Source organism: Halovenus salina (genome assembly GCF_026410925.1).
Lineage (GTDB): Archaea > Halobacteriota > Halobacteria > Halobacteriales > Haloarculaceae > Halovenus > Halovenus salina.
Genome location: NZ_CP112975.1, coordinates 22593 through 37813, shown reverse-complemented (window position 1 = coordinate 37813; position 15221 = coordinate 22593). Strand labels below are relative to the sequence as shown.

12 protein-coding genes and 1 tRNA gene are annotated in these 15221 nt (G+C 55.5%); 9 read left to right on the top strand and 4 right to left on the bottom strand.

Annotated elements, in window-relative coordinates; all coding sequences use genetic code 11:
• Window positions 1-128 precede the first annotated feature (128 nt).
• Window positions 129-641, bottom strand: coding sequence for a hypothetical protein (locus tag OSC37_RS18550; protein WP_267164488.1), 513 nt, complete (start codon window positions 639-641; stop codon window positions 129-131).
• 227 nt (window positions 642-868) lie between these two features.
• On the opposite strand from OSC37_RS18550, the gene OSC37_RS18545 reads away from it, so the two are divergent.
• The 4 genes from OSC37_RS18545 to OSC37_RS18530 all read left to right on the top strand — a co-directional run bounded on the left by OSC37_RS18545 (window position 869) and on the right by OSC37_RS18530 (window position 5080).
• Window positions 869-1007, top strand: a tRNA-OTHER gene (locus tag OSC37_RS18545).
• A gap of 189 nt (window positions 1008-1196) precedes the next feature.
• Complete coding sequence (locus OSC37_RS18540) at window positions 1197-2189, top strand: DUF7983 family protein (RefSeq protein ID WP_267164487.1); 993 nt, start codon at window positions 1197-1199, stop codon at window positions 2187-2189.
• A gap of 265 nt (window positions 2190-2454) precedes the next feature.
• Complete coding sequence (locus OSC37_RS18535; protein WP_267164486.1) at window positions 2455-3723, top strand: hypothetical protein; 1269 nt, start codon at window positions 2455-2457, stop codon at window positions 3721-3723.
• A 364-nt stretch (window positions 3724-4087) separates the two neighbouring features.
• On the top strand, window positions 4088-5080 hold the full coding sequence (locus OSC37_RS18530; protein ID WP_267164485.1) for a transposase: 993 nt from the start codon (window positions 4088-4090) through the stop codon (window positions 5078-5080).
• A 689-nt stretch (window positions 5081-5769) separates the two neighbouring features.
• Here OSC37_RS18530 and OSC37_RS18525 read toward each other — a convergent pair.
• Window positions 5770-6447 carry a helix-turn-helix domain-containing protein gene (locus OSC37_RS18525; protein WP_267164484.1) on the bottom strand — a complete coding sequence of 226 codons (678 nt, stop codon included), beginning with the start codon at window positions 6445-6447 and terminating at the stop codon, window positions 5770-5772.
• 221 nt (window positions 6448-6668) lie between these two features.
• Here OSC37_RS18525 and OSC37_RS18520 point away from each other — a divergent pair, with 221 nt between their 5' ends.
• Together OSC37_RS18520 and OSC37_RS18515 are read left to right on the top strand one after the other, a co-directional pair.
• Complete coding sequence (locus tag OSC37_RS18520; RefSeq protein WP_267164483.1) at window positions 6669-7841, top strand: FAD-dependent monooxygenase; 1173 nt, start codon at window positions 6669-6671, stop codon at window positions 7839-7841.
• Between the two features lie 980 nt (window positions 7842-8821).
• Window positions 8822-9640 (top strand): L-2-amino-thiazoline-4-carboxylic acid hydrolase, encoded by an 819-nt coding sequence (locus OSC37_RS18515; RefSeq protein ID WP_267164470.1) that lies wholly within the window; start codon window positions 8822-8824, stop codon window positions 9638-9640.
• 193 nt (window positions 9641-9833) lie between these two features.
• On the opposite strand, the gene OSC37_RS18510 is transcribed toward OSC37_RS18515, so the two are convergent.
• Window positions 9834-10493, bottom strand: a complete 660-nt coding sequence (locus OSC37_RS18510) for a helix-turn-helix domain-containing protein (RefSeq protein ID WP_267164482.1) — start codon at window positions 10491-10493, stop codon at window positions 9834-9836.
• A gap of 126 nt (window positions 10494-10619) precedes the next feature.
• On the opposite strand from OSC37_RS18510, the gene OSC37_RS18505 reads away from it, so the two are divergent.
• Together OSC37_RS18505 and OSC37_RS18500 are read left to right on the top strand one after the other, a co-directional pair.
• Entirely contained in the window at window positions 10620-11810 is a 1191-nt protein-coding gene (locus OSC37_RS18505; RefSeq protein ID WP_267164481.1) for a phytoene desaturase family protein, read from the top strand.
• The gene (locus OSC37_RS18500) at window positions 11729-12145 is read left to right on the top strand and encodes a phytoene desaturase family protein (protein ID WP_267164480.1); all 417 of its coding nucleotides are present in this window, start codon (window positions 11729-11731) and stop codon (window positions 12143-12145) included. The genes OSC37_RS18505 and OSC37_RS18500 overlap by 82 nt, the downstream gene beginning before the upstream one ends.
• A gap of 211 nt (window positions 12146-12356) precedes the next feature.
• Here the strand turns inward: OSC37_RS18500 and OSC37_RS18495 are convergent, their stop codons facing one another.
• Window positions 12357-13574 (bottom strand): transposase, encoded by a 1218-nt coding sequence (locus tag OSC37_RS18495; protein ID WP_267164466.1) that lies wholly within the window; start codon window positions 13572-13574, stop codon window positions 12357-12359.
• A gap of 871 nt (window positions 13575-14445) precedes the next feature.
• On the opposite strand from OSC37_RS18495, the gene OSC37_RS18490 reads away from it, so the two are divergent.
• Window positions 14446-15129 (top strand): sensor domain-containing protein, encoded by a 684-nt coding sequence (locus OSC37_RS18490; RefSeq protein WP_267164465.1) that lies wholly within the window; start codon window positions 14446-14448, stop codon window positions 15127-15129.
• Window positions 15130-15221 lie beyond the last annotated feature (92 nt).

Genomic DNA, 15221 nt, shown 5'->3' with positions numbered 1-15221 from the left:
CTCTCTCAAGAAGGGACCCGTCAGTTCCGCTGTTCTGCGTGGTGACTTGCGCCGTCTATCTTGGACGAGAACTTGTTACGATATCGCTACTCTGGCTGTGTTTCACTCAGTGTGGTGGCTCTCAGGCTCTACGTTCTTTCATCATCCGGAATGACAGATCCGACAGCCTCGATAATGTCGCTCTTGGATGGCTGAGTCACCTGCCCGGTTTGATTCTCATCACAGAACGCCCTAATCCGGTTATAATACACATCAGCATGGATTCGTATATCGATATCAGTCTCCATCGACTCGTATGACTCTTCAGTTACTGTAGGAATCTCGTCACGCATTTGAGACGCGCGTTCAGCTGCCCCTTCTGTTGTCGCGGATACGAGTGAGTAGACATGATCCACGACAACCTCTTCAACTCCAGTAGTGATTGAATCATATCCTCGCACGAGAAAGTAGATATCATCTTCGTAATCATACGACCAAATATCGATCTGGACACCGATAGCTATCCCACCTTCCGGTATCTGCAAATCGTATTCTTCCTGAAATGACTTGATTCTGTTCTGTACCGTCTCAATATCAGTCTCTCCCAGATCGTCATGTATCTCATCAAGGAATTGTGCTAATACATCTCTGGGTGGTTCCATGCGTGACCCGATTTTTTAGCTCTATCCTCAAGAATGATGAGATTTGCCAGTACCACCAGTCCCACCTGATGCTCCTGTCGCCATGACTGTGCAATACTTGCGCCTTATCTTGCACGCTTCAAATGACGGTGTTCGCATATGTCCAGCGGAATTCTACATTAGCACGGTGTACTAACTCTGTGGCTGCAGTACTACTAAGACACTACTCTTCGACGAGTAGCATTGCTGGGCATGTAGTTCAGTCTGGCAGAACGCCTGGAGTGAGGCCGGCTCGCCGGGTGCGTGAGTCCGCGCGGCGCGTACCGCGACCATCGGTCAGCGAGTCGGGCACCAGGAGGCCCTGGGTTCGAATCCGCAGCGTGCCCATTACCACGCCTACACGAAACCGATCTACTAGTCGTGAAACCTCATTTTCCGACACCTGATTTTCGATGAACTCCCCGCTCCTGTCTGGCAGTATTCCAGCTAAAATGACGGGGATGCCCCACGGTCGGCAAGAGACTCCAGCGTGAGAGTGGCAGTAACTCTTTGCCTGCCGATATCCAACAGAACAGTATGCCATTCAGTGTCTCTTGGCACACCCTCCTTGAGGAACTTGAGGACCTCCCCGATGGAGCGACGCTCGTGACGCCGCTCTCTCGGGATCGCTTTCGTCTCCACGATATCCAAGAACAACGGGTTGTCATCGACTTTCTTGATCGTGACATCGACACCACACGGCCCTTGCAACGCGATCAATTCGAGACCCTCTATCGGCGTGTCACTGACAACGACGGTGCGTTCGAACTAGATCGACTCCCGCCAGACGCCGACCCGTACCCCGCAGTGTTAAGTCTCCACCCACGCTTCGAAGTCGACGAACAACAGGGCATGATCGTCGAAACAGAGGGACCAACAGCCACGCAGGTTCTCGACGATGACAGCTCGCCAGCTGACGCCAGCGAGCGGACTGAACCCGAGCTTGATGTCTACGCTGACGCACTCTTGCTCGTCGACGCGCTCGAACGCCACGACCTCGACACTTTCGAAGACCTCGAGACTGACGCCCTGGTCAACCTGTATACACTGTGTTCAGATGTCCAACGCAACGCCGATAGCCTTCGGAAGGAGATTGCCGACGTATTGCTCACCCGGTTACATCACGACCGCCCAGTCAGCGGCCCATTCGGCTCTGTCCAGCGGACGTCACGGCGCAACAAGTCACTCAAAGACGACCAGGCAGTCATCGAGACGCTGGAAGCCGCAGGCGTCGATCGTGAGCAGATTACCAGCGTCGACCGCAGTAAAGTCGACGACGCCCTCGAGGTGACGGAACTCTCCGAATCGGACGTCTACGAGATTGGTGAATCCGAGTACGTCCGCAAGGCCGATGTCGACGAAGAGAGCAAGGAGACACGGCTCCAGGGGTTGAAAGACCAACTTGCTGCTAGTGATGACGACGAGGCAGCCGAACTCCGGGACGAAATCGAAGCACTCGAGGCTCGGATCGAGGAGTTGACCAGTTTCCGGACGGGGACGACGTTCCATACCCGTTCGAATGCCGAGTGACCCGTTTTGGGCCCGTACTCCTCACCATTACCCGGGTAAGACGACGGCAGTAGTTCGTTGGAGACGGGAGACGCGACTCGTAGATATGGCTACCATGTCGGCTGACGACTTCTCGATTCACACCAAGGACTGCCCTACCGTCGGCGATGGGATGCCGCTCTCTGACCTGCCTGAGACGAAGTCACGTCAATTGAGGATCTCGACTGCGAGTGCTGGAACGAGTATGACTCTTTAGACGAGATCTCATAACACCTTGTCTTCTTAGATGTCACTCGTGGCGGGTTGCAGTGGTCCCGCTCACACTGGCGAGGTGATCAGAAAAATCCTCGATGAGCGTAGCGAGCGTCTCGCGGTCGGCAGAGTCGACGTCGTCCGAGAGCTCCAGTTTCCGAACGGCGCTCCAGTCGACGAGAGTGATTGTTGCGACCTCCGCACGTTCTTGGCTGTTGCGAGCAGTGTCGGTAGCCGTTACGGAGCATACTCAGGGTATCGCGTCCTGCACGAATCACGGCCAGAGAAACGTGAGCAACTGCTCTCTGAGCCGAATGTGGACCCGATGGACCCCGAGGGTACGCTGCTCGGGCCGTGGGTACTGACTGGAGAGGGTGTTGCGGACCTCGAAGAGACGCTTTCACAGTCCTCTGCGGACCTGGAATTGCAGGACAACGGCGACAATTTCGCGCCGTTCGTGCTCACCGGGAGTGTCGTCGACGGCAACCGTCGTCGAGCAGTGGCGGAAGCAGTCACTCGAATTCTGTCATTCAAAGATGGGCTGCGCCCGGAGCGACAGGCGATTTCAGTAGTGGCTGGGTTGAGCAGTGACATTGTGGCAGCGACGGAGGCAGTGGCCGCCCTCGGTGGAGAAGACGAGCCACGAGAGATGGATATGCAGGATGTCCAGTACGGACTGTCCCAGTTGTCATGGCGACGAATCCTGCCTGGACTGGGTGGTGAGGTGGTGTCGAAGGTGGTCGCAGCGTTGCTCGACGCCCAGGAGCGCCTCTCAAAAGCGGAGGTAGCAGAGCTCGCTGGGTGTTCGACCCGGTCGTTGTCGACAGCAGCCAACGAGCAGCGATTTGCGGAGTTGGAGAGCGCCGGACTACTGGTTCGTGAAGATCGGGGAAGCGGGAAGGCAACGCTGTGGCGACTGTGCCTCCCGTTCCGGACGGAACGACACGATGACGAGCTGTTGCCGAGAATGCTGGTCGATCAGGAAACAACGGCGACAGGTGGGGAATGGCACCTCTCGAACGCAGTCACGGAGGTTCTGTTGACCAGCGCTGACGAGTACGGCGTCGAGTATGGGTTCGAGTTTGGAGGAGCGGTAGCGAGGGCAGCGTTCTGGGGGCCGCCCCCAATCGAGCGTGATTTAGGACCGCTGACGAGACAATATCCAACTGTTGAGCCAGTCGTCTCGCTCTTGGCCGTCCTGTTAGATCAAGAAGATCGACACAGGCGAGACGACAGTTCGTCGGTGGAGTTCGGCGTGCATCCTGATCCACCTCAGACGACACTCTCCACAGCAGTTGGATGAGTCCTTTTGAATGTCTATATTTGTTGGTCGCGTCGCAAAACCGTTCAATCTTAGTTACCGTAATTTACGGCAAAATTACCGTAATTTCTGGAGAGAGTTGAAACGTCGGTATATCGGTGTTAGAGCGGCCAAGAGAACTATTCTTCAGCAGGTACAATAGGACTCTACTCTGTGAGTGAGGATTGAGCGAGAGTTCTGAACGACTTTGCGACGCGACCAATACATTGAGTGTCGTCAGTGTAGACGAGGGGTTGATGATCCCAACCAGCCCTGCCCGAGTTGTAACAGCATGGACATTGCCGTCTAAACTGAGGGTGTCATAGAACGAGTAGCACACCAAAGAGCAGGGTGAACGCTGAGGTGGATGAGTTCAGCGACCCTGCAAGATGAGCCTTCGGTAGAGTCGTTCTTCAATGTCGCGGAGACGGAGACGCTAGCGCTGTTTGAGTACCTCTCCTTCGAGTTTCTCGCAGAGTTCGACGTGTTCGCCCCGGCGGAGACGGGGCGAACACGAGAGCACGAACCACCAGAGCTGATGCGTGGCTTTCTCCACTGCTACTACAAGGACATCTACGGCATTCGCCCCGTTGAACGGGAACTTCGGAACACGGTAGTTTGGCTGAGCTGTGGGTTCGATCGACCGCCGTCAAGAGACGCGGTCGATCGCTTCCTCACCGACCTCGAACACGTCGTTGACGAGGTATTTGACCACCTCGTCGAGCAGGCCGCCCGCCGCGGCCTGCTCGACTTGACCTACTGCATTGATTCGACCGACGTGAGAGCGATGCCTGCCGATCAAGACGCGTCGAAATGCTACGATCCAACCGACGACGAGTACTACTACGGCTACGGCTGTACGATCGTCTCAACCGGGCAAAAGATTCCGATTGCAGCCGAGTTCACCGAGAGCAAACAAGCGCCAGAGGAGACGGCGATGCGTGTCACCCGTGACGCGCTCGCCGTCGCCAAGCCGATTTGGATGGTTGGTGACAGCGCCTACGATACGCTTGACTGGCACGACCACCTGCTGGCCGCAGGGGTCGTGCCAGTCGCCCCGTACAACGCGCGAAACACCGATGATCCGAAAGACATCGAGTACAGGGTCGAAGACCGCATCGAGGAACACAGCGAGGACGTTCAGGTGAAGCAATCAACCTTGGACAAGACGTACAACCGCCGTACTGGAGTCGAACGAACCAATGAATCAGTGAAGGACTGCGGCCTCGGGCGTGCGTTCGCCCGAGGCCGCGTTCACGCACGAGCGCAGGTGTTCCTCGCTCTATGCCTTCGTCTCGTCGTCGCAATCACCAACTACGAACGCGGAGACAATCCGGGAAGCACGATCATCACGGTGTGAGAAGACTTCTATGACACCCTCGTCTAAACTTGTAGAAACTTGGTGTTGAAAAGTGCCACACGCACGGCAAGTTCTGCTCATCACTGTCGGCTATTGAGCAAGTCTGCTCGCAGGAACCCATTTATCGGTAGGAAAACCGTAGAACAACTGTTTCCGTTGTGCTGACTTGATGCTCCAAGTCTTGCACAGCTTTACTTACCAACTCCAGAACAGAAGCCACTGTTTCGTTGTCTTCGGTAAGAGCCATGGCTGAATACGACTGTGAAAGCTGGGCCGACGCGATCTCGACCGCTTCAGCCATTTCCCTTGAGCGTGATGAAGCGGAGCTGGCACAGATTCTTTTGAGAGTGCAACAGGGTATGATAGTAACCTTACTTGATGATTCACCAATTGTTGGATTTATAGGACGCAGGTTAGTTCAGCGAGTTTGAGAAACGGGGAGGCCATAGCGAGAAGTGGCCATGCAACTCGCAGACCGTATAGAGACGCATTCGATCGAGTAATCCAGTCCGGGATTTATTTTCACTCCTCTCGCTCAAACCTGTATGGATGTGGTCTTTTGACTCTTCGAATTTGAGAAGTGGCTACTATGACAACACCACGTTCACGCCGACATACCAAATATATCATCAGGTATATTTTCGATATAAAATGCGAATAACTAAACCATACTAGCAACTACTGGTAAGCTACAAATCGTCGTTGGCGACGCTCGGGAGTAGGGAGTTAAGAAGCGTCGATTCAAGTCGCTGTAGCCGATCGCTGATGGTTGCATGTGTTACTCCGAGTTTGTCGGCAAGTTCCTCCTGTGTCGTTTCTCGCGGTATCTCGTAGTATCCGGCTTCTAATGCCGTCTCGAGGAGGATCCGCTGTTTGTCCGAGAGAGCAAGCGTCGGATCACTATGAGCTTTCGTGTACTCGCCAGTGCGAACAAGTGAGAGATCTAGGCTGTTTGGGATCTCTCTGGTGACGTTCGTGAGTGCTGCTTCCGAGCCCATGAAAGTGATTCGGATGCCGCGTGTCTGCGAGTCATCGACAAATTCCAACGGCCACTGAAGTACGATCGTATGTTCGAATATAGCAGTGAAGAGGGCTTCCATCATCGGCGTCGATTCGTAATGGACGTACGCGAACCCATCGTCCTCTGTGGGAACTTCGTAGTCCAGCACGCCGGATGTGTGCTCAAACACGCCGGAGAGCGTCTCCATGTTGCCGCGGAACTGGGCCAGTTCGACGTGTGTTCCATCCTCCAACGGGTTGATGAAATGCGTCGTTTCGATGTGGACATCAGAAGTCGTTGCGACCGCGTCGTCGAGCGCGTGGAGTTGCCCGCGCTCCCACGAGAGGATGACTGTTGCGTATCTCATACCGTCTCACCGGTTGACCTGTGTTTCACGTCGCGCTCAACGGCGTTCGATGATGGCATAGACGGATGTTCCAGACCCACGGTAAAAATGGTTCTAGAAGTGTCGAAGCAACGGCGACAGGGCTGGAATTTGAGTACCTAATTATTCATGGAACAGAGAGAACATGCCCCTCTCGAACCACGCACCGACGCACAACGAACACTTCGCTCTGGAGAGCAACGATGAACGACGAAACTCGATATGGGAATGATTTGCAGGTACTTGTCGTCGGCGGCGGTATCGCTGGCCTGACCTGTGCAGGCTTACTCGAACAGCGAGGCTTCTCACCGGACATCGTCGAGAAGACCAACAGATACGGCGGGCTTGGATATGCCCTCGGTCTATGGCCGGCCGGGTCGAACATCCTAAAGGGACTCGGCGCATACGAGGCGTTCCAGGCACATGCGGATCCGATGCACACCTACACGCTGCTCAGCGACAGCGGGAAGAAACTCCACAGCTACGACCTAAGTGGACTCGCCGTTGAATACGGGAAGCCCCATCTCATCTGGCGGCCGCGCCTCATCGACGTGCTTGGAGAGACGGTAACCGACGAGAACATCCGAATGGGAACGACGGTGACGGATATCGACCAGCACGACGATGTGGTCGACGTGACATTCACGGATGGGACCGAAGGCACCTACGACCTCGTCGTCGGCGCCGACGGGATTCACTCAACGGTCCGCGAACAGGTCTTTGGAGACGTCTCGCTCACCTATCAAGGCATGACGAGCTGGGCCTTCTGGGTCGACGAGGAACTACTCGACCGCGGCGTCATCAAGGAACACTGGGGTGATGGCCGGTTCGCCGGTCTCTACCCGACCGACGACGGGCTGGCCTGCTTCCTAGCCGTGGCTGCACCGGAAGGGATGCCCGATCCCGTCGCCGAGCGGAAAGGACGTATTCGGGAGCGTTTCGAGGATATGGGCGGGTTCATTCCGGACGTGCTAGACGAGATGGAAACAACGGACGCTGAGGACATCTGGCACGACGACTTCTATGACCTCAAGATGGACGAGTGGACCAATGATCGCGTGGTCCTTATCGGTGACGCCGCACACGCTCCGTTGCCCACCGCAGGGGTCGGCGCGTCGATGGCGATGGAGTCTGCCGCTGTCCTCGCGGGTGAACTGACGCGAACCGATTCGACATACCTCGAACAGGCGCTCGACCACTATGTAACGCGTCGCCGCGATCGCGTGGACGAAGTGCAGCAAAAATCCCGCCAGATCGGGACGTTCGCCCTCTTCGACCACTCGCTGTTAACGGGGATCCGCGACCAGATCGTGAAGTTCTACTCGCAGGATCGGATGGAAGAGTACTATCGAGGCTTCCTGTCCAGTGAGATATGATCATCCGGAGGGACAGCATACAAAATGAGTGAACTATGATTGATGAGCCAATCATTCCGATCTCGCGGACGGTACTCGGTGAACTAACCGTTCAACCGCCTGAATGTGACGTCCTGTACAGTGACATAGCTGAACTCGAAATTCCGGATTATAGCCCTCGGGACTCCGAACTTGCGTTTCTCTTTGCTGGGGTCTCTGAGTCGGTTCAAGAAACCCAAATTGGAATAAAAGGGAACTATCGCGGCACGGAAACGATATCGACCAGTGGTGAGTGGTCGGACGATGGGGGATTTTGCACCCCATGGATCAACATTGGTCAGCCATCGACGGATGATGGGGGTCTCATTATCAAAGTTCACACAACAGAACGAGTCCAATTTGAAAAGGTTGCGGTGGCAATTGGTGTAGTAGATTGATCTCTGTACCTATAATTGAGCCGAAATAGTGGTTCTCCTCTTCCGGTGTTCGGGAGTAGGTGGGACACTGTATCAATCATTTCTCCTACAAGAGCCACATAAGGAACCACGGAGTGCGCTCGTTACGCTCATTGGATCAGACGACTCTTTGAGCACCGTATGAATGCTATTTCCGACGATATCTCTGTCTTTCGCTCAAGAAGACTGACGACCCCAAACTCACACTCATCAAAGACCAGCAGCGTATCCTCGAAACGCCAACCCAGTTTGGATACGACGAGGTTCCCCGGCAAACAATCCAGGAGGAAATCATCTAGGAAATTGGAGTTACTCCTGACACGACCAGCGATAGACTATGATGGATCGAATGTCAATTCGTCCAATTCATTAAGTTGGTATCGTTTGCGGAGAGACGCGATCGTTAGCACAGAGTATCGTTTCCTGTTCCTCTGTTGCCAGTGGTGGTAAAACTGGGCTGGTGGATGGAGAGACGGGTGGGATAAATGATTCATCACTACTAGAAATCAGGTTGAGTAGTATCCGGACTTTAATCTGGGCCATAATATGCCAGAGATCGATCGAGAATCGGCACCTCGCGACCAGAAGTCTAAAGAATTCCACGAAACGGAGAAATTTGATCCTCAGCAGGGCGAAATGGAACAGATGGGGGATCTCAAGACGCTCATGGATATCCGAGAAATTCTCGCTGATGAGCTCGGTGAGGGAACTGCCACGAAGATCATTGTAAAGGCGTTCTTCTGGGACCCTACGTTCAAGAAACCCAACTGGAGACCAGATGCGTTCGAGTTCCCAAGTCAAGAGATGCAGGATGCGTTCAAGAAGATCTTTGACGATATGGTCCCATTCATCTGCCTATTCAGACGGATCAAACAGCATTGTGATGAAGAGACCGCTCAACTTCTCATGGCAGAGTCGACGGTCCCCGCAACTGTGCCGTATCTTGAGGACACGTTCAAATCACACCCTCACGCTCAGAGCATCAATCCGCTTAGACACGATATGCGGGACTATCTAGGGACTGGTGATGGGTTCGAGTGGACAGAGAAAGTTTCCGAAGATGGCAGGGAAGTCAAGTATCAGTTCACCCGCTGTGGATACATCGAAGTGATGCAAGAATACGGTCTCGACTACGCAGCATCGATGGCGTGCTATTGTGATCATATCCATTTCGACGTAAACACTCCTGAACTGTTCTTCAAACGGGATCACTGCATTGGGGAAGGAGACGACTACTGCGACCACCATTACATACTCAAATCTTCTGCAGAGGATTACGATGATATGGACAAATATGGTGATACGGAAAACGTCGAATACGACGCCAGAGAACTAATCGATCGCTGGAAACACGAATTTCAGTGATGTGAGCCAAATTTAATATTCAATATCACGAGAGCTCAATACTTTTGGTGAGGTTGTAGACAGTCTCGTCGAAATTCACACTACGGATCTGATGATCGAACTGCACTGAGTTCGACAGGTGTAAGTCGGCCAAAACTAGTCAGATGGCTGACTGGTATCGTCGACACTCCAACTACTGAACTACAACGAACATCTAGCGAAAGTTGTGCAAATCACTATTGACGGCGCCTCCACCTGTCAGGCACCACTGTAACACCTGTGAAGCCCCCCGCCGAAGAATCCGGCTCGTCGTCGATTTGTCGATGCCGATCGCCGCCGCCAGCTCCGCGAGCGTACATTCCCTGGGAACCTCGAAATACCCCTTCCGGAGGGCAGCATTCAGCACTTCTTCCTGTCTCTCCGTTACGATCCCTGCTGGACTCTCATCGTGGACGAGCGAGAGGAGTTCCCACGCCCGGCCGGACGCATCGAGCGCTTGGCGAACCGCCTCGAACTCATCACGCGTTCCAGTCAGGTCGAGTTCGTACCACCCGTCGCGAACGACGACCGGGAACTCCACGGGGAGCGACGACGCCGAGACAAGGTCATATAGTTCTGTGTCGGTCGTCACGTATTTGGAAAGAACACGTCGGTTGTCAGTCGCCAAGACGGAGATATCGTAGATCGACCCGTGGTCGGCCACGGCCGCGCCGATCGCCTCTGGGTCGTCGCTGATCGCTTCGCCCAGTTCGACTGCGCCGTCGTCAATCTGCACGCCCGAAAGAAGCCGAAACGTCGCGTCCGGCATCGCTTCGCTTACGTCCGCAATCCACATCTCCGGCGGGAGGCGAGCCTTAAATCTGGCTACAATCACGACCAGACACCCGGAAGTTCGATTATCAACAACATGTTGTCCCAGGTGATTCCTCTCCCCGAACCCAGTAAAAATCATGGTCGAAACGACGACTATGAATGCACAGAACAAGCAGGGGCGTCAGCAATGACGATGGACCACCTCGTTATTGGTGGAGGGCTCGGCGGACTCACGGCAGGTGCCCTCTTGGCCGAGGCGGGGGACTCCGTCCGCGTTCTAGAAGCTCACGACAAGCCTGGTGGCTGTGCGACGACCTTTCAGCGGTTCGATGCCGAGATCGAGGTAAGCCTCCACGAGATGGATGGACTGGACGAGGACGATCTCAAGACGCCGGTCTTCGAGCACCTCGGCGTCTTCGAGAACGTTGATTTCGAGCAGATCGACCAGTTCTACCGATACGTCGATCCCACGCGGGGTACTGACATCACCGTCCCCCATGGACCCGAGGCTGCTATCGATGCATATGCGGCTGCTTTCCCCGAGGAGAATGCGGGCATCCGGAAGTTCATCAACGTCATTCTCACAACGAGACGAGAGGTTGCTGACTGGCCGTTCTTCGAGGAGCCCTCCCTCGTCGACTACGCACTTGCACCGGTTCGGCAACGAACCCTGGGGCGATACCGGAAGACGACTCTCGGGGAGTTACTCGACGACGTGATCGACGATGAAAGCTGTAAACTCGCACTGGGAGCGAATCTGGGCTACTATCACGATGACCCCTACGAGCTGTCGCTGCCGTTCTTCGCGGTCGCCCAAGGCGGGTACATCGATGGCGGGAGCTACTACGTCAGGGGTGGATCCCAGCGCCTCTCGGACTATCTCGTTTCGCTCATAGAAGAGAACGGTGGGGCAGTCGATTGTGGCCGGTTGGTCTCGGACATCCACGTCCGCGACGGCTGGGTGTCGGGAGCCACACACGCCAAGACGTATACGGAGACGGACGAGCAAACCACCCAGGCAAACTCCGTGATCGCGAACGCCGCAGTACCGACCGTGGCCGAGAATCTCCTGGCGGACCCGCACGGGTCCACGCTGGCCGCGGAGATTTCGGACCGGGCGATCGCGCCGTCGTTGACCACGCTGTACCTCGTGTTCGAGCCAACTCCCGCGGACCTCGGCAACGAGTGCTACTCGACGATCATCGAGGGTACGGACATCGACACGCTGCTGACCTTAGTGACACACCTCCGGCGGGGTTCGGAAGCCGCAGACTCACGTTCGTCGACTACAGCCAGGTGGCCGCCGACCTCGCACCCGATGGTAAGTCTGTCGGCGCCATCACGACCGTCGACTACCACAACGCGTGGTGTGGGCTGACCGATCCAGAATACCGCCGCAAGAAAAACCGCGTCGGCGACGTCTTGCTCCGGAGGCTCAACGAAGTGCTCCCGGGTGCCTCCGATGCTGTCGTCCATCAAGAACTTGCCACACCCCACACCATCGAGCGATTCACGCACAATCCACTCGGTACTGCGTATGGGTTCGCACCGACACCGAACCAGACGCTGGGCGCGCGCGAGATTGAACCGTCCGTCGATGGGCTCCATTTTGCCTCAGCTTGGTCGAGTCCAGGTGGCGGGTTCACGGGAGCCATTCTCAGTGGTGCGAAAACGGCCCGATCGCTCACCTCCGACGTTGGCACATTTTCCTAACTGGAGAGCCTGGCCGAGAATTCCGTGCCGCGGGCGTAATCTCTACGCTTGAACAAAAGGAGATGGACTACCCAATTCCCAGCGTGTCATAGAATCCGTCTCATACCCTCTACGCAGGGATAGTGACTGGTTCATCTCACGCCTAGTTCAGGGAAACACCGCATTTCCTCTTCTATCTAGACGCGGCTGTGTGAACTGATCTGGCCGAGAACTATTGTATGACACGCTCCGCTGTCAGCAACGGACAGTCAAGCTGTTCCTGGCAGAACTCGCGGTTGTCTTGGCTGTCGAAGCCCGCATCAGCCAGTGCTGCCTGGAGATTGTCAGTCTCGTACCGCTCATCGAACTCCTCGATGAGCGGTTCAAACGCGACAGTATCGTTGCGTTTGCCGGTCTCCATCGTGATGGCGACCGGCAGTTCACTTGCGGCATCAACGACGAGGAACACCTTGTACCCGTAGAACGAGCCTTCGTGCTTTCCCCAGCTTGCGCCTTCAACGTCGCCGTTTTCGATCTCTTCGCGCGTGTTTGCCCAGGCGGCGATGTGCGTCCCGTCGATCACGATGAACTCGCCAGCATGGTCGTGATCGGCGAGCAATTCGCCACACATCGACTGGAGGCAGTCACGAAGCTCTTCGGGTTGAAGCTCGTCGAAGGCCCGCCAGAGGGATGTCCCGTCGGGGACATCCTCTGGCTCGACGTAATCCAGCGCCTCACGGAACGAGTGGTTCCGCTGGAGGCGGCGTTCGAGGGCGTCGAACGAGTCGCCCTCGAACTGCCGCAAAACGAGTGCAGCAGCACGTTCCGGAGATATCGACTGAATCTGTGAAACAGCAACCGAGAGGAAGGTCGCAACGAGTTCATCCCGGTAGAGATAGCCGTCTTCAGTTGGGTCGTCAGGAGTGACATCGGTCGGTTGATCGGTTTCGCGCTGGGTCAGCTGGGCGTCCCGTCGGGACGACCAGCTGTGGGTGTAGACGGTGGTATCTTGCCAGTCAGCGGCGTGAACGTCGCCTTGTTTGGCGAGTTTCTTGAGCGGACGGTAGCAGCGGCGACGGAGTAGGTCGTTTGCTTCGGGGACGGTGAGTCCAGATGGGCGGGTGAACGCGAGGTGCTTGAGCACGGGTTTGGTATCTTCCTTGCGGTGGAAGACGGCAACGCCGTCATCCACCTTGGGTCGCCAGAACCCGTCGTGGGTAGAGCGGTGACCAACAATGTGCTTGCTGGCGACGTATTCGCCGTTGTGGTTGAGCGAGGTGTAGAAGGTGTCTGTGGAGGCGATTTGATTGATGTACCACGCCGGCACGTCGGTGCCGGCGCGGAGGGACGCCTTTGACGCGACCTCATTGTGGCCTCGTAGGTACTTCCGAACAGTAGATTCATGAGTCTCTGCCGTGTCGTCACCAGTGTCGGATCTGGTAGTGGACATACCCTTGATCCGACTTCTAATCTAGTGAAAGTGACTATTTCTACCGCTAGTGAACACTATACGATAGGTCTGAGCTAATCTTGAAAGCGTGCAACGGGCTATATGTTTGCAGACGTGAGTTCGCTTGTTTTCAGCCGGAGTGGGACGCTAGCATCAAGATTGTTCACCGTCTCATCGAGGGTCAGCACCTCAACAGTGAGATCAGCAACGTCGGAGCGTGACAATGACCAGACGTGACTCAAGACGGCTTCCAACGCTTCTGTGTCACCTACTTGGACACGCCAGTGGCCAGAAGAATCGAGACTATCCTGAAGACACGTTGCGTACGATTCTGCGTGTGTCGATGACATATATTATGCCTAGTTACGAGAGTAAAATAATCATCGGATATTATGTGGCGTGTTTCTGATACTTGTCCCACCGTCGGGAAACAAAGATGTAACAGTAGCATGTGGATGAGGCCGCGTGAGAGGCGATTTTTTTCTGCAGCAATGCTTGACCGCATGGTTGTGGAAGTACGTTAGCAGGAGGTATTTTTTTGTGAGAACAAGTCGACAGGCGCGAAGGAAGGTGGCCGACACGTCCTCAACAGGGGTTGGGTGTGACCCGAGTATTTTTATATTAACGCGAAGCACTCCGACACGGAGCCCCTTCCCGCGTCGTCACCATTCCAGAGTTCCTTCCCCCCATACTTGTGGGGGCTCCGTTTTGAGACGGGAGAGAGACAGCTGCCAGCATCCAAACTACTGCGAAAGGCTATCTTGCTGGCCCATTATGAGCGACGTTGAGCAACAGACCAAGTAATGAATACACGAGGACATCTGGATAGCTAGAGACGCATTCTATCCCATATCCCCAGTATGTCTTGTGTATGGAAAACCACCAAGCAAGACAGACTGACAGACGGGTGCCAACTCGAACCCTCGGGGTGGCAACCGACGCACAGACCTACAAGAACCTGTTGTACCTCGTGGCTCGGTTCCCGCTTGGAATCGCGTATCTCACGGTGTTCGTGACAGGACTCTCCCTTGGCGTGTCGCTCGCTCCGCTGCTCGTGGGTCTCCCGATTCTCGCGGGCGTCCTCGCAGTGGCCGGGTACGTCGGCGTCGTTGAGGCTACGCTCTTGCGAACCTTGCTTGACCGAGATGTCGAGTGGTCGCCGGTCGACCCGAACAACACGCCTGTTGTCCCCTATCTCAAACAGGTTGCAACCGACCCGATAAATTACCTTTTGTTGGTATTAGCGTTTGCCTCGTTTGGTACAGGCATTGGATTGTTCGTCGCGCTCGTGGTCGGATTTGCGTTGTCGCTTAGCCTCGTCGTCGCCCCGGCGGTCTACTGGAGAGAGGGTGTCCAGTACTTCGACACTACAGAGTCGATCGACCTCGGCGTTACCACCATCAGCCAGGGGCAACTTGCCATCGAGACTCTCCCTGAGGCGCTCCTTGCCTCGCTGATCGGGATTGCCCTCACCGTTGCCGGTCTCCACCTGGTCAACCTCACGACTCGGGTGTACGCTGATGTCACCGAGGCCCTGTTGTCCGGATCAGAGTGAGAACGTCGGCAAAGAGAACCGACGAAGGAGATTCCTTCGGCACATTCACTGTCGTTCCCCGGCTTCGAGGTTCTTATCGTGGGTTCCAGATT

What these genes read in the sequence shown, in the direction of transcription:
- OSC37_RS18505 (WP_267164481.1), top strand. Translation starts at nt 10,620, where the DNA reads ATGACGATGGACCACCTCGTTATTGGTGGAGGGCTCGGCGGACTCACG.
- OSC37_RS18525 (WP_267164484.1), bottom strand. Translation starts at nt 6,447, where the DNA reads ATGAGATACGCAACAGTCATCCTCTCGTGGGAGCGCGGGCAACTCCAC.
- OSC37_RS18550 (WP_267164488.1), bottom strand. Translation starts at nt 641, where the DNA reads ATGGAACCACCCAGAGATGTATTAGCACAATTCCTTGATGAGATACAT.
- OSC37_RS18530 (WP_267164485.1), top strand. Translation starts at nt 4,088, where the DNA reads ATGAGTTCAGCGACCCTGCAAGATGAGCCTTCGGTAGAGTCGTTCTTC.
- OSC37_RS18515 (WP_267164470.1), top strand. Translation starts at nt 8,822, where the DNA reads ATGCCAGAGATCGATCGAGAATCGGCACCTCGCGACCAGAAGTCTAAA.
- OSC37_RS18495 (WP_267164466.1), bottom strand. Translation starts at nt 13,574, where the DNA reads ATGTCCACTACCAGATCCGACACTGGTGACGACACGGCAGAGACTCAT.
- OSC37_RS18535 (WP_267164486.1), top strand. Translation starts at nt 2,455, where the DNA reads ATGTCACTCGTGGCGGGTTGCAGTGGTCCCGCTCACACTGGCGAGGTG.
- OSC37_RS18490 (WP_267164465.1), top strand. Translation starts at nt 14,446, where the DNA reads ATGGAAAACCACCAAGCAAGACAGACTGACAGACGGGTGCCAACTCGA.
- OSC37_RS18520 (WP_267164483.1), top strand. Translation starts at nt 6,669, where the DNA reads ATGAACGACGAAACTCGATATGGGAATGATTTGCAGGTACTTGTCGTC.
- OSC37_RS18540 (WP_267164487.1), top strand. Translation starts at nt 1,197, where the DNA reads ATGCCATTCAGTGTCTCTTGGCACACCCTCCTTGAGGAACTTGAGGAC.